The organism is Peribacillus sp. NPDC101480 (assembly GCF_050277335.1).
Classification (GTDB): domain Bacteria; phylum Bacillota; class Bacilli; order Bacillales; family DSM-1321; genus Peribacillus.
On sequence record NZ_JBNNSB010000013.1, the window covers coordinates 16,219 to 37,934 of the forward strand.

Genomic DNA, 21,716 nt, shown 5'->3' on the forward strand with positions numbered 1-21,716 from the left:
ACGGTTTTTTTGTTTGGTAATGTCACTAAGTAATGATTTAACTACGAAAATTCGGTTTAATAATTAATGAAATAGTTCGTTTACATAATTTTTCATTTCCCAGGATATAATAAAATTGTTCGCGATTTTGCCGGATTTCAGATAAAAATATATTGACTACATTTTTAAGTGCTGATATAATTTATTATTTTGTTTGCGTATATTTGTGAATTGTGATATACTTAACTTAGTGAGGTGGACCGAAAATGCCAAAAACTCTAGCTGATATTAAAACTGCACTTGATTCAAACCTAGGTAAAAGATTGCTCTTAAAAGCAAACGGTGGAAGAAGAAAGACTGTAGAACGATTTGGAACTTTGGCGGAAACTTATCCGGCTGTTTTTGTAATTGAGCTCGACCAAGATGAAAATGCGTTTGAAAGAGTATCTTACAGCTATGCGGATGTTTTAACGGAAACCGTAGAACTAACATTTTTAAACAAACAACAAGAGATTTAACTTAGACGAGGCAGCGAACAACTATGTTTGCTGCTTTTTGTTTTGTATAAAATATCCTGTGAGCCCCAATAGAGGCTTAAAAAGGATGTAATGAAATAGCTTATGATGCAAACACTAGGCATGTGACGGCATGTGAAAGGGGTTGCTTCGCTTGAGCAGGAAAAAAGGGATTATGTCAAATGGTCTTAAAGAGGAATTGGCTAAAGAACTTGGATTTTACGATGTTGTCCAGAAAGAAGGCTGGGGAGGAATCCGGGCCAGGGACGCAGGTAACATGGTAAAACTTGCTATCGAAAAAGCACAACGTCAATTGGTGAACAAGGAGTAAGATAAACACTTAATTGTATCATGCCGTCATGTTGAAAGTAGCCAGACTTCTTATGCGATGTATAGCTCTATTCATTTTTGCTTACATTGTAGTTAAGGAGTCTGGTTTTTTTATGTATCGGTAATTGCTATTTGGATATGTAGCAAGTCTTTTGGGATTCAGGAAGTGGCTGCTCTCCCATGTGCCTACATGTGTCTATTCCCCTCTAAAGGCCAATCTTAGCTTCATTACATTGAAATTACGATGAAAAAACCTTTAGAATATAAACAAATATGATAGAATAGGACAAGAACTTTTAAGAACGTTAAAGTAGGTGGACATATTGAAGCTTATGGAAAAAGCCCCGGCTAAGATTAATTTGGCTTTGGATGTGCTTTTCAAACGGCCTGATGGGTATCATGAGGTGGAAATGATCATGACGACAGTCGACCTTGCCGATAGAATTGAACTAAAGGAAATAAAGGGGAATCATATCCAAATTCTATCCCATAATCGATTTGTTCCGGATGATCATCGGAATTTAGCTTATCAAGCCGCATTTATTCTAAAGGAACGTTTTGGAATCAATAAAGGTGTTTCTATAACTATAGAGAAAAATATACCTGTAGCCGCAGGGCTTGCTGGTGGAAGCAGTGATGCCGCAGCTACATTGAGGGGCTTAAATAGACTGTGGAAGCTAGGTCTTTCCATGGATGAACTTGCGGAAATAGGAGCTGAAATTGGCTCCGATGTTTCATTTTGTGTATACGGAGGTACGGCATTGGCCAGAGGGCGCGGGGAAAAAATCACGCATCTTCCTGCACCGCCAAAATGCTGGGTCATCTTGGCCAAACCGACGATTGGCGTTTCGACAGCGGATATATATAAAAGGCTCCAAACTTCAAAAATGGAGCATCCGGATGTACCTGGAATGATTACGGCTATTATGGAAAACAATTATCACGATGTATGCGAGGGGTTGGGCAATGTTCTGGAACAGGTGACATTGCAGTTATACCCAGAGGTTGCGAACATTAAAGATCAAATGAAGACATTTGGAGCAGATTCGGTCTTGATGAGCGGAAGTGGTCCGACCGTTTTTGGTTTGGTGGAACATGATTCGCGCATGCAAAGAATTTATAATGGACTTCGCGGATTTTGTGATCAAGTCTATGCAGTCCGTTTACTGGGTGATCGAAACAACCTTGAATAGAAACGTACATTAGTGGTATAGTTGCTATATAATATTCGGAATTCACAAAGGGGGTGTCTCAATGAAATTTCGTCGCAGCGAGAGGCTAGTCGATATGACCAATTATTTATTAGAACATCCGGGGGAACTGGTTTCGCTGACTTATTTTGCTGAAAGGTATAGTTCGGCAAAATCCTCTATCAGTGAAGATTTGACGATCATCAAAGATACCTTTGAACAACGCGGGATAGGATCTTTAACAACCGTTCCAGGTGCGGCCGGTGGAGTGAAATATATTGTTTCCATCAAGGAAGAAGAAGCCAATGCCTTCATTGACGGATTATGCGATACGATTGCTAGTCCCGAAAGGTTGCTTCCTGGCGGTTATCTATATATGACAGACATATTAGGACATCCGCAAACCGTGAATAAGGTTGGAAGGATAATCGCCTCAATGTATGCCAAGAAAAATGTCTCAGTCATCATGACAATGGCAACCAAAGGGATATCATTAGCATACGCCGTGGCAAATTATTTGAATGTTCCAGTTGTCATTGTAAGAAGGAATAATAAAGTAACGGAAGGTTCTACAGTGAGCATCAATTATGTTTCTGGCTCTTCAAAGAGGATTCAGACTATGGTACTCTCTAAGAGAAGCTTGGTTGAGGGTTCGAATGTATTAATTGTAGACGATTTCATGAAGGCTGGGGGTACCATCAACGGTATGGTCAGTCTATTGGATGAATTCAAGGCAACAGTTGCCGGAATTGCGGTGCTGGTCGAATCCGAACATACGGAGGAGTGTCTTGTCGAGGACTATGTTTCATTAATCAAGTTGACGCAGGTAGTCGAAAGAGACAAGAAAATCAATGTCAGCCGAGGGAATTATTTTACGAAAAAGGAATAGGGGGAATCATATCATGAAAACGATACATACGGATGAAGCACCGGCAGCGATCGGACCATATTCACAAGGCGTGATCGTGGATAAGTTATTTTTCAGTTCAGGACAGATCCCACTTACTGCTTCTGGTGAGATGGTGACAGGGGATGTCAAGGAACAAACACACCAGGTCTTTAAGAATCTCCAAGCTGTATTGAAAGAAGCTGGGGCTTCATTGGAAACTGTCATTAAGGCTACAGTATTCATTAAAAGTATGGACGATTTCGGTTCGATTAATGAAGTATACGGAGAATATTTTTCTGCTCACAAACCTGCTCGCTCTTGTGTAGAGGTTGCTCGGCTTCCGAAAGACGCACTAGTGGAAATAGAAGTAGTAGCGCTCGTTAAATAAACGGGCGTTTTTTATTTTTTTAAAGGCAATTCGTAATGGGTAATTTTCCTTTAATATAAGGGTGATTTTTAGTATTTTAAAAAACTAGGCTGAATTTTCTAAAAAAATTACAGATAATAGAAGGAGTTCACGTTTTTTTGTTGAATATGTACTTTAAGTTTTAACAACAACAAAAAGGGATGGTGAGCTTAAATGGAAGTAACTGACGTAAGATTACGCCGTGTGAATACGGACGGTCGTATGAGAGCTATCGCATCAATTACACTGGATAATGAATTTGTGGTTCATGATATTCGTGTGATCGACGGAAACAATGGTTTATTTGTAGCAATGCCAAGTAAACGAACTCCAGATGGAGAATTCCGGGATATCGCTCATCCAATCAATTCCTCGACACGCGGGAAAATTCAAGAAGCTGTCTTGACAGAATATCATCGATTGGGAGAACTTGAAACTGAATTAGAGGAAGCTGGAGCAGGTGCTTCTTAAAATAACATTACTTTTAAACTTTAAAATTATAATTCGTGCATCTAGAGCCTACTTCATAAGTAGTGCTCTTTTTTATTTATTCAAAATCGGATAAGTTTAGAACTTGTCCGCTCATCATGCAGATATTTACTCTAATGAATATATAAACCTACGTTGTTATCTTCAAAAGTTTAAGTACCCGTCCTTTTTAATTTTTAAACCTTTTTTGTCCACCCAGATATTGAAATTCCTGTAAGTGGAATTAAAGGGATGCCACTTAATCTAGCCATCTGGTTGAAGATGAAATGAATTGGTAACCTGATTTCGGAATGGGAGTTAACAAAGGGTGAAGTATGCCCAAATGGCTTGTACATAGGGTATGGCGCACCATGATAGTGTTTTGGGATAATGGGGTTGGCTGGTGTTATAAAAGGCAGGGGACATTGTTTCTGTATTATGCTGTTAATGAAAATGACATCGACCATGATGTAAAATAATTCTCCAAGGTCCAATAATAACATTTAAAACCTTGTCGAAAATCGAACTTTTTTCACCTGATCGGTTGACAATTATATGTACTTTTAATTGTTACCTTGAAAAGAATCACTATTTGAGATAATATTTTTAGTGGATAAAAAGGTGAAAATGGAGGCCTGTTATGAGTAATCGCTATGCAATAATATTGGCCGCTGGGCAAGGTACTAGGATGAAATCTAAGCTTTATAAGGTTTTGCACCCTGTTTGCGGGAAACCAATGGTACAACATGTTATCGATCAAGTCAATCAACTTCAAATAGAAGAAATTGTAACAGTCATCGGCCATGGAGCTGAAAAAGTTCAAGAACAACTTGGTGATTCATGCAAGTATGCCTTACAAGAACAGCAATTAGGTACGGCACATGCTGTAATGCAAGCGGAAAGCGTTTTATCCGTGAAAAGTGGTACGACCCTTGTTATTTGCGGTGATACGCCTCTGATTAAAGCGGAAACGATGAAAGAGCTTATAGCATTGCATGAGCAAAGTCAGGCGAAAGCAACAATCTTAACAGCATATGCAGATAACCCTGCTGGCTATGGAAGGGTCCTTCGCGGTGAAGGCGGACTTGTAGAAAAAATCGTAGAGCATAAGGATGCCTCTGATGAAGAAAGATATGTTAAGGAAATAAATACCGGTACATATTGCTTCGACAATCAAGCATTGTTTAACGCGCTGAAAAAAGTTTCAAATGAAAATGTCCAGGGAGAATATTACTTACCGGATGTTATTGAAATCTTAAAACAGGAAGGCGAAGTGGTGACGGCCTTCCAATCCAGTGATTTCGAGGAAACATTGGGTGTGAATGACCGTGTGGCTTTATCACAGGCTGAGCAGGTTTTAAGAAAACGCATCAATGAAAAGCATATGAGGAATGGTGTAACGATCATCGATCCGCTTACTACGTTCATTGAAGCGGATGTACAAATCGGGCAGGATACAGTCATTAACCCTGGGTCATTCATTAAAGGAAAAAGTATTATCGGGCAGGATTGCTTAATTGGCCCGAATACGGAAATCAGTAATTGTGAAATTGGTGATGGAACGGAAGTCCTCCAATCGGTTGTACATGAAAGCAGTATTGGAAGTTTTGTGAAAATCGGTCCATTCGCACATGTTAGACCTCAATCAGATATTAAGGATTCCGTTAAGATCGGTAATTTTGTAGAAATTAAAAAGACCGTTTTTGGCAAAGGAAGCAAGGTATCGCATTTGAGTTATATTGGTGATGCAGAGGTTGGGGAGAATGTTAATATAGGCTGCGGATCTATTACCGTGAATTACGACGGGAAAAATAAATATTTGACGAAGATTGAAGATAATGTTTTCATAGGCTGCAATTCTAATCTGGTTGCACCTGTAACGGTAGGAGAAGGAGCATATGTAGCTGCTGGGTCAACCATCACGCAAGATGTACCGCAGGATGCCCTATCCGTTGCCCGGGCTCGTCAAGTTAACAAAGAAGATTATGTAAAGAATTTGAAATTTAATAAATAACCGACGGAGGTCATCATGTCAAATCAGTATTTAGATCCTAATTTAAAAGTATTCTCTTTAAATTCAAACTTCGATTTAGCTCAGGAAATTGCTGCTGCAATCGGTGTTGAACTTGGAAAATGTAGCGTAACAAGTTTCAGTGACGGTGAAGTTCAGATTAATATTGAAGAAAGTATTCGTGGCTGTGACGTATACGTAATCCAATCAACAAGCCAACCAGTCAATGAAAATTTAATGGAACTTTTAATTATGATCGATGCTCTTAAACGTGCTTCAGCTAAAACGATCAATATTGTAATGCCATATTACGGTTATGCCCGACAAGATCGTAAAGCGCGTGCGCGTGAACCAATTACAGCTAAACTTGTCGCAAATCTTTTAGAAACGGCTGGTGCCCACCGTGTAATCACATTAGATCTTCACGCACCACAAATTCAAGGTTTCTTCGATATTCTGATTGATCACCTTGTTGCTGTTCCGATTTTAGCTGATTTCTTCAAGGAAAAAGATTTAAGTGATATCGTCATCGTTTCCCCAGATCATGGCGGTGTAACTCGTGCCCGTAAAATGGCCGATCGCCTAAAAGCGCCGATCGCCATTATCGATAAGCGCCGTCCAAGACCGAACGTGGCTGAAGTCATGAACATCATTGGTAATATTGAAGGGAAGACAGCAATACTGATTGATGACATCATCGATACTGCAGGAACTATCACACTAGCGGCCAATGCCCTTGTGGAGAATGGCGCTAAAGCAGTTTATGCTTGTTGTACACACCCAGTCCTTTCAGGTCCTGCCATCGAAAGGATTCAAAATTCAACGATCAAGGAATTGGTCGTGACTAACTCGATTGCCCTATCTGAAGATAAGAAAATCGATAAAATTGTTGGACTTTCTGTAGCACCATTGATTGCAGAGGCAATTATTCGTGTGCATGAGGAACAATCAGTAAGCACATTATTCGATTGATAACATAATAAACAAAAACACGGCGAGCCATCGGGCTCGCCGTGTTTTTGTTTAAAAGTTTCAGAAAATACTTAATTCTTAGTTGACAGATGAGAATAGTAATAATAAAATAGCTATACAAATTCAATTCATATTCATGGAATGAAAAACTGTACTAACGCAGGTACATACTGGTTAACGCCGATCGGACTACCGAAGGCTCCTTTTCACTTACCAATAAAACATTGGGCATCATTTTGCCTATTGTCTTATCGGTGAAGGAAAGGAGCCTTTTATTTTTATATAAATAGTTTAAGAAGGGTGTGCAGAATATGAAGAAAAAACGAAAGATATGGCTCCTATCCATTTTTTGCATCTTCATGCTGATAGTGAGTGCATGTGGGCAGGAAAAGAACAGCTCCACAAGTGCTGACGCAAAAGAATCAGAGAAAACCATCCAAATCGGTTATCAAAAATTCGGGACATTAAATATTTTAAAATCAAAAGGGAATCTGGAAACACGTTTAAAAGAAGTGGGATATACCGTCGATTGGACTGAATTCCCTGCAGGACCTCAGCTGCTTGAAGCCTTGAATGTCGGCAGCATTGATTTTGGGCACACAGGGGAGGCGCCGCCGATATTTGCACAAGCAGCCAAGGCACCACTTGTCTACATTGCCAATCAACCGGCAAACCCATCAGGAGAGGCAATAGTCGTACAAAAGGATTCACCCATTAAAAATGTGAAAGAGTTAAAGGGAAAGAAGGTTGGCTTGAATAAAGGTTCAAATGTTCATTACCTATTGGTCAAAGCGTTAGAGGAAGCAGGTCTTACTCTTGATGACATTCAGCCCGTCTACTTGCCACCGGCTGATGCGAGAGCTGCTTTTGAAGGAAACCAAATCGATGCCTGGGTAATATGGGATCCATTTTTATCAGCGGCGGAATTGGAGCTTGAAACGAAAACGATCCGGGATGGAGAAGGACTGGTTGCGAATCGAGAATTCTTCTTGGCAACTGATTCATTTGCCCGGAACGAAGAGGCTTTGAAGATCATCAAAGAAGAACTGATAAAAGTTGATAAATTGATTGAAGAAAACCCAGGGGATGTCGCTGAGTTTTTATCTCCGGAAATTGGAATGAGTGTGGAGGCATTAGAAAAAACATTAAATAGAAAAGAATACGGACTTGAGGAGATTTCCAGTACGGTTTTGGATGATCAACAAAATATTGCCGATACATTTTACAATCTTAAATTAATTCCAAGCAAAATTAATGTTCTAGATGCATCTGCAGATGTTAAAAAAAATTAAGGGGGAAATAAAATGAAAGTATTTTGGTTTTTGCCATCACATGGGGAAAGTCGCTATTTAGGATCGACAAAGGGAGGGAGAGCGATTACACTTCCTTATTTAAAACAAATTGCACAGGCAGTTGATCATTTGGGATTTGAAGGGGCTTTGCTTCCAACGGGACGATCCTGTGAGGATGCTTGGGTAGTTGGTTCTTCATTGATTTCTGCAACGGAAAGAATGAAATTTTTAGTTGCTATCCGTCCAGGTTTAATGTCGCCAACCTTAGCTGCGCGTATGGCTTCAAGCTTCGACAGGTTGTCGAATGGCCGTCTTTTGATCAATGTTGTAACTGGGGGGGACCCGGTCGAATTGGCAGGTGATGGCGTATTTCTGGATCATGGGGAACGCTATGAGCAAACAAATGAATTTCTTGATATCTGGAGAAGGGAAATGTCTGGTGAGAGTGTGGAATATGAAGGGGAGCACTTAAAGGTTGAAGGTGGAAATATTCTGTTGCCACCTGTACAAAAACCGTACCCACCGCTCTATTTCGGAGGTTCATCCGATCCAGCCATCGATATATCGGGAAAGCATATTGATGTCTACTTGACTTGGGGTGAGCCGCCGGTGCAAGTGGCTGAAAAAATTGAAAAGGTACGTAAAAAGGCAGCAGAGTACGGACGTGAAGTCAGATTCGGCATTCGCATGCATGTCATCGTAAGAGAAACGGAAGAAGAAGCTTGGCAGGCAGCGGACGAACTCATTAAATATGTGGATGATGAAATGATTGAAAATTCACAAAAGATTTTTGAACGGTTTGATTCAGTGGGACAGAAGAGGATGTCGCAACTTCATAAAGGAAGCAGGGATTCACTCGAAATCAGTCCAAACTTATGGGCGGGTGTTGGTCTAGTGCGCGGGGGCGCCGGTACAGCACTAGTCGGAAGTGCTGAAAATGTTGCCGCCAGAATGAAGGAATATGAAGAAATCGGAATAGAATCCTTTGTTTTATCCGGGTACCCTCACCTGGAAGAAGCGTATAGAGTTGCTGAATTATTATTCCCTTTGCTCCCTGTTGAACAGCAGCAAGCTCCCGTTTCAAAAGCTACTAGCCCATTCGGGGAAATACTGGCTAATGACCACTACCCTACAAAAGGAAGTGAAATTGATGATGCAGAAAAAGTTAAACAAAAAGTTCAATAGGTTCCACCTCATATCATGGCTTGTGCCCATTCTCCTTTTGGTAACTTGGCAGCTGCTGTCATTGTGGGGGATTTTGTCGGATCGGATATTGCCTGCCCCGACTGAAGTATTTCAAGCAGGTGTTGCTTTATTGGAGACAGGTGAACTTATTGATTATATCGGCATCAGTGCTCAGCGTGCCTTCATCGGCTTTTTAATAGGCGGTGTCATTGGTTTTGTACTGGGTTTATTAAATGGATTATCATCCATTGCAGAAACCTTATTCGATACATCGCTTCAGATGTTACGTAACATTCCGCATTTAGCTTTAATACCGCTGGTTATTCTATGGTTTGGTATAGAAGAAGAAGCGAAAATCTTCCTTGTCGCCCTAGGGGTTCTGTTTCCTATCTATTTAAATACATTTCATGGAGTGAAATCGGTGGATAAGGAATTAATCGAAGCGGCGAGGGTTTATGGGCTAAGTGGTTTTTCTTTATTCTGGAATGTGATCCTCCCTGCAGCCTTTCCCTCCATTTTGGTGGGTATCCGCTTCTCCCTTGGAATCATGTGGGTCACATTAATTGTAGCAGAAACTATATCCGCCAATTCCGGAATAGGATATATGGCTATGAATGCCCGGGAATTCATGAGGATGGATATTGTTGTTCTCAGTATTCTCTTATATGCCTTATTGGGAAAAATATCGGACGTTGCGGCCAAAATAATTGAAAAAAGATGCTTAAAGTGGCATCCATCATACCAATGAGGAGGTCATTTGCATGAAAAGTGGAAATTCGTTGGAGTTGCAGGGTGTAAGAAAGAATTTTGGGGAGTTTGAAGTATTAAAGGGAATGGACCTCACCTTTAAAAAAGGGGAATTCGTAGCCATTGTCGGCAAAAGTGGATGTGGAAAGAGCACATTGCTTCGTCTTGTGGCAGGACTGGAAAAGCCGACGGACGGGCAGATACTGGTGAATGGAAAGCCTTTGAATGGATTAAATAGATCGTCACGTACGATGTTTCAGGATGGAAGGCTGTTTCCTTGGAAAAAAATCCTTGAAAATATTGGTGTAGGCTTAAAAGGGGATTGGAAGCCAAGTGCTATGGAATTATTGGAGCAAGTGGGCCTTGCCGATCGAGCAAATGAGTGGCCGTCCGTTTTATCTGGGGGGCAGAAACAAAGGGTGGCATTAGCGAGGGCATTGGTGAACCAACCTGACATACTCCTCTTGGATGAGCCGTTAGGGGCATTGGATGCTTTGACTAGAATTGGCATGCAAAGGCTGATTGAGGAACTATGGAGGAAAAGGGACTTTACTGCCTTACTTGTTACACATGATGTTGAAGAAGCCGTAATGCTTGCCGATCGTGTCTTATTAATCGAAGAAGGCAAAGTCGTCATGAATAAGGAAATCAATCTGCCGAGACCGCGGAAAAAGGATAGCATTCAATATTCATCACTAGCAGCCCAAATCCTTAACCGGGTGATGCAAGTTGAGGGGGAAATGGAAAAAAAGGCGATTCACGCTTGAATCAGAGAAAAAAATGAAAAAAGTTTTTTGTAGCAAATTCCTATGTTTACCATATGTTTATCACCTTCTTGCTCCCTTTGGATTTTACCTTTCATGTTTAATGCTTCGCCATTTAGGGAAATGTTAAATATAGAGAAACTTGCAATTCATATTCAGGAAGGCGGAGGATGTATGAGTAATATATTAGCTGCAAAAGAACGTACGGATTCAAAACACTCTAATTTAAGGAATTTGAGAGAAAGCGGCGAAATCCCTGCGATAGTATATGGCAATAAAAATGACAGTACGGCCATTTCAGTCAATAATATTGAGCTTCAAAAGACAATCAAGGAAATAGGCCGTAATGGAATCATTTCTTTGGACTTGGAAGGTAAGAATTATAAAGTCATGCTCTCTGACTATCAAAAGGATCCATTAAAGAACTCCATTTATCATGCAGACTTTTTAATTGTAGATATGTCCGCCCAATTACAGGCACAAGTACGCGTTAACCTTGTAGGTGTTTGTAAAGGCGTGAAAGACGGCGGGGTCCTTCAGCAGTCTCTTCATGAAGTGACGGTTACAGCTAAACCTAATGACATTCCTGACTCCATCGATGTTGACGTTACCGAACTTCAGGTAGGAGATACAATCTACATATCCGATATTCAAACGAATAAACAAGTTACAATCGACAACGATGGTGAAGAAGTCGTTGCATCTGTTCTGGCTCCTCGTCAGGAAGAGGAAATAAGTACAGGTGAACAGCAAGATGGCGGTATCCCTGAAAATGAAGAAGGCAGGGAAACCAAGGCATCACCAGAGTCATGATGCCGGGATTAAACAAGTGAATCGTGATATAATAGGCGTAGCTCTTAACGAGTTACGTCTTTTCAATCTCTGGATCATCCATTTAAGCCGGACCATTTTTTCGTGGTCGACTCCTTTAATAGGGTTTTTACTAATTAGTTCTCCGGTAGCTTGCAGGCAAGGTTGAAATTAGGGTACTATTTTTCTAAGGTCAATGATCTTGGAAAAACTTCGTCCCAGCGTAACTCCCTAAATAACCGTAATGACGGAGTGTGAATCATGAAAATTATTGTAGGGTTAGGGAACCCAGGTAAACAATATGAAAAAACTCGGCATAACGTCGGATTTGAAGTAATAGATGAGTTATCCAAAAGATGGTCGATCCCACTTGATCAAGCAAAGCATAAGGGGATCTATGGTGCAGGAATGGTAAAGGGAGAAAAGGTTTTATTGCTTAAACCCTTAACCTACATGAATTTGTCAGGAGAATCCATTTCGGCTGTCATGCATTTCTTTAAGGTGGATATTGCGGATGTTGTCATTATATATGATGACCTTGATTTGCCTCCAGGGAAGCTTCGCCTTCGTCAAAAAGGAAGTGCAGGCGGTCATAATGGGATAAAATCTTCAATTGCCCATTTGGGTACGCAAGAATTCAATCGAATCAGAATAGGGATTGGCCGCCCGATTGGCCGTATTCCGGTATCTGACTATGTCTTAGGGCGCTTTTCGCCTGAAGAATGGGATCATGTCGGTGCAACGATCGAAAAAAGTGCAGCTTCTTGTGAAGCCTGGTTGGAAAAACCATTTCTACAGGTAATGAACGAATATAACCAATAAGCAGAGAGTAGATATAAGTAAAGAATAATATCTTCCTGTTTCGCTGAATAAAACCCCTCTATTTTTGTACATACTAACACTATTACTAAAATAGGGGGTTACCAAATGGCTCTCCATTATCGATGCCGACATTGCGGAACTAAGCTGGGCTCAATCGAGGCACACTCACTGAGTACGGAGCAGTTAGGTTTTAATCAACTTACCGATGAAGAGCGACAAGAGATGATCGTTTATGATTCTGAAGGGGATATGCATGTAAGGGCGATATGTGAAGACTGTCATGAATCGCTGCAAAGAAACCCTGATTTATATGAAAACGATTATATTATTCATTAGCGGGAGAGGGCTTTGGACAAAATCCAAAGCATTTTTCCGTTTGTCTGGAATCCAGGGCACAAAAAAGTGCCTTTAATAAAAAGGACGCTTGGTTAAATGGCCAAGTTCTAATACAAAGAATTCAAATGTTTTTCGCACGTTAAGAGAGGGGGGAAATAAAATGAATGGATTACAGAACTTGTTCTCCAAACAAGATGATGTTCATTCGTTAATAGCCGGCATCGATGAAGGACTTAAGGAGCAAATCGTCTCTGGTCTGACAGGTTCCTCGAGATCACTATTGCTGGCTTCCGTATATGAAAAGACGAATAGGCCTATTTTATTGGTTACCCATAATTTATTGCAAGCACAAAAATTCCATGAGGACTTATCCAGTTTCATTCCCGAGGAAGAATTATATATATATCCAGCCAATGAATTGATAGCGGCTGATTTGAGTGTAGCCAGCCCGGAATTAAGGGCTCAACGTGTAGAGGCATTGAACTTTTGGGCGGAAGGAAAAAAAGGGATTGTCATTGCGCCAATTCCAGGGGTACGTCGTGTGCTTCCTCCAAAGGATATTTGGAAGAGGCATCAGCTAGCATTTAATTTAGGGGAAGACATCGAGCTTGAATCAACGCTTAATAAATTCATTGCCATGGGTTATAACCGGTCTGAAATGGTTGCTTCTCCAGGTGAATTCAGTATCAGGGGCGGTATAATCGATATTTATCCGATCACCGAACCTAATCCAATACGAATTGAATTATTCGATACCGAAATAGATTCAATAAGGACCTTTTCAAGCGAAGATCAGCGATCCATCGAGAAACTCAAGAAGGTGACGATTGGTCCCGTCAGTGAGGCTTTGCTAGAGACAGAGCATATCGAAAGAATTATAACAAGGCTCGAGAGCGGATTAAGTAAAAGCTTGAAAAAACTTAAAGACGAGAAAACTAAGGAACAGCTGGTTCAAACGATCAGTTATGAACTTGAACAGCTGAAAATGGGAAATATACCTGACAAAATCTTTAAATACTTAAGTTTAGCGTATGAGGATCCAGCTAGTTTAATAGATTATTTACCGGTAAATGGTTTGGTTTTCTTAGATGAAATCAGTAGAATCCAGGAAATCAATGATTCTTTGGAAAAGGAAGAGGCTGGTTGGTACACAGACCTTTTAAGTCAGGGACAAATTATCCATGATATAAAATTGGCTCATCCCATGCAGGAATTAATAGTGAAATCCAGCAGGCCGTTTGTATACCTTTCATTGTTTTTACGGCATGTACCGCATACGAATCCTCAGAATATCCTGAATTTTGCCAGTAAACAAATGCAAAATTTCCATGGACAGATGAATGTGTTCAAAGCTGAACTGGAACGTTGGAAAAAAGGTAAATACACAGTCGTCATACTTGGACAGGATGAAGAACGGGTAAAAAAGCTGCATTCGGTTTTGGCCGATTATGATATAGAGGCCGCAGAACTGTTTAATGCGGACAGCATTCTTCCAGGTAAAGTACAGATTTTACGCGGCAGTCTGAATAGCGGCTTTGAATTACCTATGCAAAAATTCAGTATCATAACGGAAACGGAATTATTCAATAAGAAGTCAAAGAAATCAATACGGAGACAGAAACTATCGAATGCGGAGCGAATCAAAAGTTATTCCGAACTGAAGATCGGTGACTATGTCGTTCATGTTAACCACGGAATCGGTAAATACTTGGGTATTGAGACCCTTACGATCAACGGGGTCCATAAAGATTACCTGAATATTCGTTATCAAGCGGATGACAAATTGTATGTTCCTGTCGACCAGATTGATCTTGTCCAAAAATATGTCGGTTCTGAAGGAAAGGAACCGAAGCTTTATAAGCTAGGCGGAACGGAATGGAAACGTGTCAAAAGCAAGGTTCAATCATCCGTTGAGAATATTGCCGATGATTTAATCAAGTTATACGCAGAAAGAGAAGCGGCAAAGGGCTATGCCTTTTCACCTGATGGTGATATGCAGAGGGAATTCGAAACATCATTCGCTTATAACGAAACGGAAGATCAATTACGTTCCATCGTCGAAATCAAAAAGGATATGGAACGTGAACGGCCGATGGATCGTTTATTATGCGGTGATGTTGGATATGGGAAGACAGAGGTGGCCATCCGGGCCGCTTTTAAAGCCATAATGGATGGCAAGCAAGTTGCATTTCTTGTTCCGACCACAATCCTCGCCCAGCAGCATTATGAAACATTAAGGGAGCGTTTTCAAGATTATCCGATTTCGATTGGTCATATGAGCCGTTTCCGGACTAAAAAACAGCAAACCGAGACGATTAAAGGATTGAAGGCCGGCACGGTGGATATTGTGGTTGGTACGCATAGGATTTTATCCAAAGATATCGTGTACCGCGATTTGGGATTGCTAATCATTGATGAAGAACAGCGCTTTGGCGTTACACATAAGGAAAAGATCAAACGGTTAAAAACTAATGTGGATGTACTGACTTTGACTGCGACGCCGATTCCAAGAACCCTTCATATGTCCATGTTGGGCGTGAGGGATTTGTCCGTCATCGAAACACCGCCTGAGAACCGGTTCCCGATCCAAACTTATGTCATGGAGTATAATGGCTCGTTGGTAACGGAAGCGATAGAACGGGAATTGGCCAGGGATGGTCAGGTTTACTTCCTTTACAATCGGGTAGAGGATATAGCAAGAAAAGCAGAAGAAATTTCCATGCTTGTGCCCGATGCCCGTGTCACCTATGCTCATGGGCAAATGACAGAGCAAGAACTGGAATCCGTCATGTTCAGCTTTTTAGAAGGCGAATATGATGTTTTGGTGAGTACAACCATTATAGAGACGGGTGTTGATATCCCGAATGTCAATACGCTTATCGTGAATGAAGCGGATAGAATGGGACTTTCACAGCTCTATCAGCTGCGTGGGCGTGTAGGACGATCCAATCGGGTGGCATATGCATTCTTCACTTATAGGAAAGATAAAGTGTTGACTGAAGTGGCAGAAAAACGTCTTCAATCCATTAAGGAATTTACAGAATTGGGTTCAGGGTTCAAAATCGCGATGCGTGATTTATCCATCAGGGGAGCTGGAAACATCTTGGGGGCTCAACAACATGGCTTCATCGATTCAGTCGGTTTTGATCTATATTCACAAATGCTGAAAGAAGCGGTAGATGCGAAACGTAATGACCAGCCAGCCGAAGAAAAGAACACCCTTGAAATTGATGTTGAAGTGGATGCTTATATCCCTGATGCCTACATAATGGATGGACATCAGAAAATAGAAATGTATAAAAGGTTCAGAGGTATTGCTTCGCTTGAAGAAGTGGAAGAATTACAGGATGAAATGATCGATCGTTTCGGAGAGTATCCAGACGAAGTTTCCTTTTTATTCATGATTGCCGAAATGAAGGTATATGCTGAAAAGGCCGGAATTGAAAGCATTAAACAATTAAAGCAGGAAATCAGCATTATCCTTAGGGAAAAGGTCAGCAGCGATGTGGATGGACAAAAGGTGTTCGAGCTGGGATCGAAGTATGGCCGTATGGTCGGCTTCGGCATGGACGGCAATAGAATGAAGCTGGTCCTGCACATAAAGGGCGTAGAACAAAGCAAATGGCTTAATATCTTATTTGAGATGACCAAGGGTTTACAGTATGTAAAAAAAGAGACTCAAGCCACAAAAAACTGAAATTGAATGATAGTCCTCTTGAAGAAATTTTTTTAGGTACCATGGTAAAAAAATGCAACAAAAAGAAAAATTTTTTCAAAGTGCATAGAACTTACCATTAGAAAAATACTAAGTACAATAGCTGGTGATGATTTTGCTACAAAATGAGGATTTATCAAATCAATTAGATGAAAGTGAGGCAACATTAGATGAAAGCAACTGGTATCGTTCGCCGAATTGATGATTTAGGAAGAGTCGTCATCCCGAAAGAAATTCGCAGGACCCTCCGTATCCGTGAAGGAGATCCACTGGAAATATTTGTGGATAGGGATGGGGAAGTCATCCTTAAGAAATACTCTCCTATTAGTGAATTAGGCGATTTTGCTAGGGAATATGCAGAAGCACTTTATGATAGCCTTGGAAATCCAGTTATGATTTGTGATAGGGATACTTACATTGCAGTGGCAGGCGGATCCAAAAAAGAATACTTAAATAAAAGCGTTAGTGAACTAGTGGAAAAAATCATGGAAGAAAGAAATCCTGTCCTGGAGTCTCCAAATGGACAAATTTCATTCGTTGATTCCAATGATGAAGAGGTCCAATCTTATACTGCAGCTCCGATCATTGCGAGTGGCGACCCGATTGGTGCCGTCTTGATTTTCTCTAAAGATAGTACCATTGGTGAAGTGGAACAGAAATCGGTTGAAACAGCAGCAAGTTTCCTAGCTAGACAAATGGAACAGTAACCTTGGACATGCCATTATATTTTTAAAGGTGGAAAGGGCAGCAATCGCGCTGTCCTTTTTGCAATTTCTAAAAAAGAAGTGGATATGGAAATTAATTAACAGTATGGCTGGAATTGAAAAATAACCATTAGAATTATGCTATAATAACTACCACATATGAGTGAAAAGGGGAAAAAGAATGGCTGAAAAGCCTAATAAAACATCAAATGAACTTTTTCGAGGTGCGCTGATTTTGAGCGCAGCTGCGATTATCGTAAAAGTATTGAGTGCGGCCTATCGCATTCCTTATCAGAACATTGCGGGTGACATCGGGTTTTATATCTATCAACAGGTCTACCCCTTCTACGGTGTTGCTTTTACATTATCAACACTCGGCTTTCCGGTAGTCATATCCAAACTTATTGCTGAACGGGAGTCTTCCAAAAATAACTTTGCGGTCAACGACATTTTAATGACATCATTCGTCGTCTTAAGTTCGATAGGAGTCATGATGTTTGCTGCACTGTTCCTTGGCGCTGATTGGATAGCAGGATGGATGAAGGATCCTCGTTTAGCCGGTCTGCTAAGAATCGTTGCCTATTCATATCTATTAATGCCGATTTCATCTGTTTTACGAGGTTATTTTCAAGGAATAAACGACATGTTACCGACAGCAAGTTCGCAGGTCGCTGAACAATGCATCCGTGTGTTGACGATACTGGTTCTTTCAACGATATTCGTGAATCAGGGCTACTCTCCTTATGTGGTCGGCAAGGGAGCGGTCCTCGGTTCGATAACCGGCGGCATGACCGGCCTGGTACTGCTTATTGCTTTCGTTATTTTAAGAGAAGAATGGAAGCTTTTTTTACGGATGAGAATCAAACCGGTAAATTTCATCAGAATCTCCAAAGTCCTGGTTTTCCAAGGGTTGGCCTTTTGTATAACTGGCTTGATCCTTATCTTGTTTCAGTTTGTCGATTCTCTGCACCTATATTCCCTACTAAGGGAAACGGGGATGGGGGAAAAGGAAGCCAAGGAATGGAAAGGGGTATATGACCGGGGACAGCCTTTGCTTCAGCTAGGTACAGTCGTAGCTAATTCTTTTGCATTGGCACTGGTACCTGTAATATCCGGATTCGTTCAGAGGAAAAGTGAACATGAATTATTGAATAAAATCAAATTGGCGCTTCGTGTAAGCGCGACGATAGGACTCGCAGCTGCGATCGGGCTGGTGGTGACGATGGAGCCTGTCAATCATATGCTGTTCACGGATGTTAAAGGGACCATTACTTTAGCAATTTTCTCTTTATCGATATTATTCACATCCGTCATAATGGCAGAGGCGGCAGTGATTCAAAGCTTAGGTTATTCGTTCATACCGGTGATCATTACGCTTGTGGGTGTGGTCAGCAAGTGGGCTTTGAACCTTGTCCTGGTGCCTCATTACAAAATCGCGGGAGCAGCCTCGGCAACAGTGCTTGCGTTTATGATCATGTCTGTATTATTTTATGTGGTATTGAGAGTACATATTAAAAAGACATTAATTGAAAAGAAGCACGTGTTAATAATCTTGAAGAGTACGGTTTACATGGGTACGGCGGTTGTTATATTCAATGGCTTATTCGAATTGATGTCCTCAGGCGAGAGCCGGTTGTTAGCTACGATTCAAGCTTTGACCGGTGTAGGGATCGGTGCAGCCGTTTTTGTGATGACCGCCATTCGTTCAGGCTTATTTGGTGAAGAAGAACTTGCACTTATACCTGCAGGTTCAAAGCTTAAACGATTTATTATAACGAATAGGAGTATACGAAATCATGAATGAGATTACGATAATAGGCCTTGGTGCAGGGGATTTAGATCAGCTTCCACTAGGAATTTATAAAAAATTGCTGCAAACAGAACAATGCTTCATCAGAACAATTGATCATCCGGTTATCGGGGATTTGAAAAAGGAAGGAATCAATTTCACGGCGTTTGACGGGATATATGAAAAGCACGACCAATTTGAAGCGGTATATGAAGAAATTGCCGGAACATTATTACAGGAGGCTTTAAACCGTTCCGTTCTTTATGCAGTTCCGGGGCATCCTATGGTAGCGGAAAAAACGGTTCAGCTTTTGCTCGAAAAGGGTCCGGCTCTTGGAATAGCCATTAAGCTGGAAGGCGGGCAAAGTTTCCTTGATCCCTTGTTTCAGGCTGTTAAAATCGATCCGATCGAAGGGTTCCAGCTATTGGATGGAACAGATCTTTCACCAGATGATTTGCACATTACCCAGCATATGATAATCGGACAGGTGTATGACGCATTCAGTGCGTCCAATGTGAAGCTGACTTTAATGGAAAAGCTACCGGATGACTACGAGGTATATATCGTTACAGCGGCAGGAAGCAGTCAGGAAAAAGTGACAAGATGCGCTCTGTTCGAGCTCGACCGTCAGATGGAGTTAAGTAACTTGACGAGTGTTTATGTCCCGCCTGTTAGGGAAGAAGCTTTACGATACAGGGAGTTTTCTAAGCTGCGGCAGGTCATCGCAGAACTTAGAGGTCCTGACGGATGTCCTTGGGATAAGAAACAAACTCATGAAAGCTTGAAGAAATATCTAATAGAAGAGGCATATGAGCTGATTGATTCCATCGATGAAGAGGACGATGAGGGCATGGTTGGTGAACTTGGGGATGTCCTGCTTCAAGTGATGCTTCATTCACAAATCGGTGAAGATGAGGGCATGTTCACGATAGACGATGTGATTGAAGGCATTACGGCGAAAATGATTCGACGCCACCCTCATGTATTCGGAGATGTTGAAGTGAACGGCGAGGAAGATGTATTAGTGAACTGGCAGAAAATCAAAGAGAATGAAAAAGGGAGCGAAACAAAAGCATCGCAATCCATACTTGATGGGATTGAGAAATCGCTGCCAAACTTACTTCGGGCCGAAGAGTATCAAAAAAGGGCTGCGAAGGTTGGATTCGATTGGGATGAGGTTTCCGAAGCCTGGAAAAAGGTCAGGGAAGAAGTGCAGGAATTGGAAGCTGAAATATTAAGCCCGAAAATGGATGTCGAAAGAATAAAATCAGAGCTGGGCGACCTCTTTTTTGCGCTTGTCAACATTTCACGTTATTATGACATACAAGCGGAAGAAGCCGTCTACAAAGCAAACCAGAAATTCCACCGGCGTTTTACATATATAGAAGAGTGCATTCAAAGGGCAGACAAAAAGTTTGAGGAATATACATTGGAAGAACTGGATTCATATTGGGATGAAGCAAAAGCTAAAGGACTTTAATTAAGGGAGAGATTTTAATGTCGATGAGATTGGATAAATTCCTAAAAGTTTCAAGATTGATCAAGCGCCGCACACTTGCGAAAGAGGTTGCCGATAAAGGGAGAATCACGATTAACGGACAACAGGCCAAAGCAAGTTCAAATGTGAAAGATGGCGATGAATTGACTGTACGATTCGGTCAAAAGCTCGTTACGGTACGTGTCGATAAAATTCAAGAAACGACCAAAAAAGAAGCGGCTGCAGATATGTATACCATCGTAAAGGAAGAAAAGCTAGCGGAGGAGTAAGGACAGGCTTGGTTCTAATTCCGCTCTTACGGACATACACTTGTACAAAATCAGTGGTACTGTGAGGGATGAAAAAATGAGCCAATATAATGATCCGAATGCTGGTTACACAAAGGGAACGACCCAAGAGCACGATGTAACGATGAAAGGCCGCCGTTTGCTTGATATTACCGGTGTCAAACAAGTTGAAAGTTTTGATAATGAGGAGTTTCTGCTCGAAACTGTAATGGGATTCTTATCTATCCGGGGCCAAAACTTGCAAATGAAGAATTTAGACGTTGATAAAGGCATCGTCTCCATTAAGGGAAAGATTTTCGACCTTGTTTATTTAGATGAGCAATCAGGGGAGAAAGCTAAAGGCTTCTTTGGCAAATTGTTCAAATGACCTTAACGATTCAATTTTATACGTTGCTTGCGATGATAGGCATGGGCAGTGGCTTTGGAGCTGCCCTGGATACGTATAGCCGGTTCCTGAAACGATCAGAAAGGAAAAGGTGGATTGTATTCATCCATGACTTCCTTTTCTGGATCATTCAGGGTCTCCTTATTTTTTATGTTTTGTTTTTAGTGAATGAGGGAGAGTTTCGCCTTTATTTATTTTTGGCCTTATTATGCGGTTTTTCAGCTTATCAAGCACTTTTCAAAGGTTTCTATCAACGTTTTTTAGAGTTTTTGATAATACTTGTGATAAAGTTGGCGAGATTTATAACGAATTCGGTTCACATGCTGATATTTGTTCCGATAAAATGGGTAATAGTATCTGTAATAGCCATTATCTTCGGGATATGTAAGTTCGTTTTAGCATTATTAAAATGGGCGGGGAAAATACTTCTTTTCATTTTGAATATTTTCTGGAGGCCATTAAAATGGATTTTGATCTATATATGGAATTTATTGCCGGTTTTTGTTACGAAAAACGTCGGGAAGTTTTATAATAAAGGAAAAGGGATTTTATTGAAAATAAAGAATTCTATATTTAGAACGCTAAATAGATGGAGAAATAAAAAGAAATGAGGAGCGATAAA

Annotated in this window: 22 protein-coding genes; all 22 read left to right on the plus strand. The window is 40.9% G+C overall.

The window, feature by feature from the left end:
• The first annotated feature begins 245 nt into the window (after positions 1–245).
• The 22 genes from veg to yabQ all read left to right on the plus strand — a co-directional run bounded on the left by veg (position 246) and on the right by yabQ (position 21,705).
• Positions 246–497, plus strand: a complete 252-nt coding sequence (gene veg, locus ACQKMF_RS25340; protein WP_061440325.1) for a biofilm formation stimulator Veg — start codon at positions 246–248, stop codon at positions 495–497.
• A gap of 151 nt (positions 498–648) precedes the next feature.
• The gene (locus tag ACQKMF_RS25345; RefSeq protein WP_101225905.1) at positions 649–825 is read left to right on the plus strand and encodes a small, acid-soluble spore protein, alpha/beta type; all 177 of its coding nucleotides are present in this window, start codon (positions 649–651) and stop codon (positions 823–825) included.
• Positions 826–1,147: 322 nt separating this feature from the next.
• The gene (ispE, locus tag ACQKMF_RS25350) at positions 1,148–2,017 is read left to right on the plus strand and encodes a 4-(cytidine 5'-diphospho)-2-C-methyl-D-erythritol kinase (protein ID WP_101225906.1); all 870 of its coding nucleotides are present in this window, start codon (positions 1,148–1,150) and stop codon (positions 2,015–2,017) included.
• Positions 2,018–2,078: 61 nt separating this feature from the next.
• Positions 2,079–2,903, plus strand: a complete 825-nt coding sequence (purR, locus tag ACQKMF_RS25355) for a pur operon repressor (protein ID WP_101225907.1) — start codon at positions 2,079–2,081, stop codon at positions 2,901–2,903.
• A gap of 10 nt (positions 2,904–2,913) precedes the next feature.
• Positions 2,914–3,291: a RidA family protein gene (locus tag ACQKMF_RS25360; RefSeq protein WP_202190662.1), complete on the plus strand. Its 378-nt coding sequence runs from the start codon at positions 2,914–2,916 to the stop codon at positions 3,289–3,291.
• Positions 3,292–3,483: 192 nt separating this feature from the next.
• Positions 3,484–3,780 (plus strand): septation regulator SpoVG, encoded by a 297-nt coding sequence (spoVG, locus tag ACQKMF_RS25365; protein ID WP_034316332.1) that lies wholly within the window; start codon positions 3,484–3,486, stop codon positions 3,778–3,780.
• 637 nt (positions 3,781–4,417) lie between these two features.
• Positions 4,418–5,791 carry a bifunctional UDP-N-acetylglucosamine diphosphorylase/glucosamine-1-phosphate N-acetyltransferase GlmU gene (gene glmU / locus ACQKMF_RS25370; protein ID WP_101225909.1) on the plus strand — a complete coding sequence of 458 codons (1,374 nt, stop codon included), beginning with the start codon at positions 4,418–4,420 and terminating at the stop codon, positions 5,789–5,791.
• Between the two features lie 15 nt (positions 5,792–5,806).
• Entirely contained in the window at positions 5,807–6,760 is a 954-nt protein-coding gene (locus ACQKMF_RS25375) for a ribose-phosphate diphosphokinase (protein ID WP_061440331.1), read from the plus strand.
• Positions 6,761–7,071: 311 nt separating this feature from the next.
• The gene (locus tag ACQKMF_RS25380) at positions 7,072–8,052 is read left to right on the plus strand and encodes a sulfonate ABC transporter substrate-binding protein (RefSeq protein WP_402945532.1); all 981 of its coding nucleotides are present in this window, start codon (positions 7,072–7,074) and stop codon (positions 8,050–8,052) included.
• A 12-nt stretch (positions 8,053–8,064) separates the two neighbouring features.
• The gene (ssuD, locus tag ACQKMF_RS25385; RefSeq protein WP_427575512.1) at positions 8,065–9,237 is read left to right on the plus strand and encodes an FMNH2-dependent alkanesulfonate monooxygenase; all 1,173 of its coding nucleotides are present in this window, start codon (positions 8,065–8,067) and stop codon (positions 9,235–9,237) included.
• Positions 9,203–9,985 carry an aliphatic sulfonate ABC transporter permease SsuC gene (gene ssuC / locus ACQKMF_RS25390; protein ID WP_230178759.1) on the plus strand — a complete coding sequence of 261 codons (783 nt, stop codon included), beginning with the start codon at positions 9,203–9,205 and terminating at the stop codon, positions 9,983–9,985. Before ssuD ends, ssuC begins: the two co-directional genes overlap by 35 nt.
• A 13-nt stretch (positions 9,986–9,998) precedes the next feature.
• Complete coding sequence (locus ACQKMF_RS25395; RefSeq protein ID WP_402945537.1) at positions 9,999–10,751, plus strand: ATP-binding cassette domain-containing protein; 753 nt, start codon at positions 9,999–10,001, stop codon at positions 10,749–10,751.
• Positions 10,752–10,922: 171 nt separating this feature from the next.
• A complete protein-coding gene (locus ACQKMF_RS25400) occupies positions 10,923–11,561 on the plus strand; it encodes a 50S ribosomal protein L25/general stress protein Ctc (RefSeq protein WP_427575515.1) in 639 nt (212 codons plus the stop codon).
• Positions 11,562–11,819: 258 nt separating this feature from the next.
• A complete protein-coding gene (gene pth, locus ACQKMF_RS25405) occupies positions 11,820–12,380 on the plus strand; it encodes an aminoacyl-tRNA hydrolase (protein WP_101225913.1) in 561 nt (186 codons plus the stop codon).
• A 105-nt stretch (positions 12,381–12,485) separates the two neighbouring features.
• A complete protein-coding gene (locus tag ACQKMF_RS25410) occupies positions 12,486–12,716 on the plus strand; it encodes an anti-sigma-F factor Fin family protein (protein WP_034316319.1) in 231 nt (76 codons plus the stop codon).
• Positions 12,717–12,876: 160 nt separating this feature from the next.
• Positions 12,877–16,413, plus strand: coding sequence for a transcription-repair coupling factor (gene mfd, locus ACQKMF_RS25415; RefSeq protein ID WP_230178761.1), 3,537 nt, complete (start codon positions 12,877–12,879; stop codon positions 16,411–16,413).
• A gap of 188 nt (positions 16,414–16,601) precedes the next feature.
• Positions 16,602–17,138 carry a stage V sporulation protein T gene (gene spoVT, locus ACQKMF_RS25420; protein WP_063235918.1) on the plus strand — a complete coding sequence of 179 codons (537 nt, stop codon included), beginning with the start codon at positions 16,602–16,604 and terminating at the stop codon, positions 17,136–17,138.
• 178 nt (positions 17,139–17,316) lie between these two features.
• Positions 17,317–18,939, plus strand: coding sequence for a putative polysaccharide biosynthesis protein (locus tag ACQKMF_RS25425; RefSeq protein ID WP_402945544.1), 1,623 nt, complete (start codon positions 17,317–17,319; stop codon positions 18,937–18,939).
• Positions 18,932–20,404: a nucleoside triphosphate pyrophosphohydrolase gene (mazG, locus tag ACQKMF_RS25430; protein WP_402945547.1), complete on the plus strand. Its 1,473-nt coding sequence runs from the start codon at positions 18,932–18,934 to the stop codon at positions 20,402–20,404. Before ACQKMF_RS25425 ends, mazG begins: the two co-directional genes overlap by 8 nt.
• Before the next feature lie 23 nt (positions 20,405–20,427).
• A complete protein-coding gene (locus tag ACQKMF_RS25435; RefSeq protein ID WP_034316386.1) occupies positions 20,428–20,691 on the plus strand; it encodes an RNA-binding S4 domain-containing protein in 264 nt (87 codons plus the stop codon).
• A gap of 76 nt (positions 20,692–20,767) precedes the next feature.
• The gene (gene yabP, locus ACQKMF_RS25440; protein WP_101225917.1) at positions 20,768–21,076 is read left to right on the plus strand and encodes a sporulation protein YabP; all 309 of its coding nucleotides are present in this window, start codon (positions 20,768–20,770) and stop codon (positions 21,074–21,076) included.
• Positions 21,073–21,705 (plus strand): spore cortex biosynthesis protein YabQ, encoded by a 633-nt coding sequence (gene yabQ, locus ACQKMF_RS25445; RefSeq protein WP_101225918.1) that lies wholly within the window; start codon positions 21,073–21,075, stop codon positions 21,703–21,705. The genes yabP and yabQ overlap by 4 nt, the downstream gene beginning before the upstream one ends.
• The last annotated feature ends 11 nt before the right edge of the window (positions 21,706–21,716 follow it).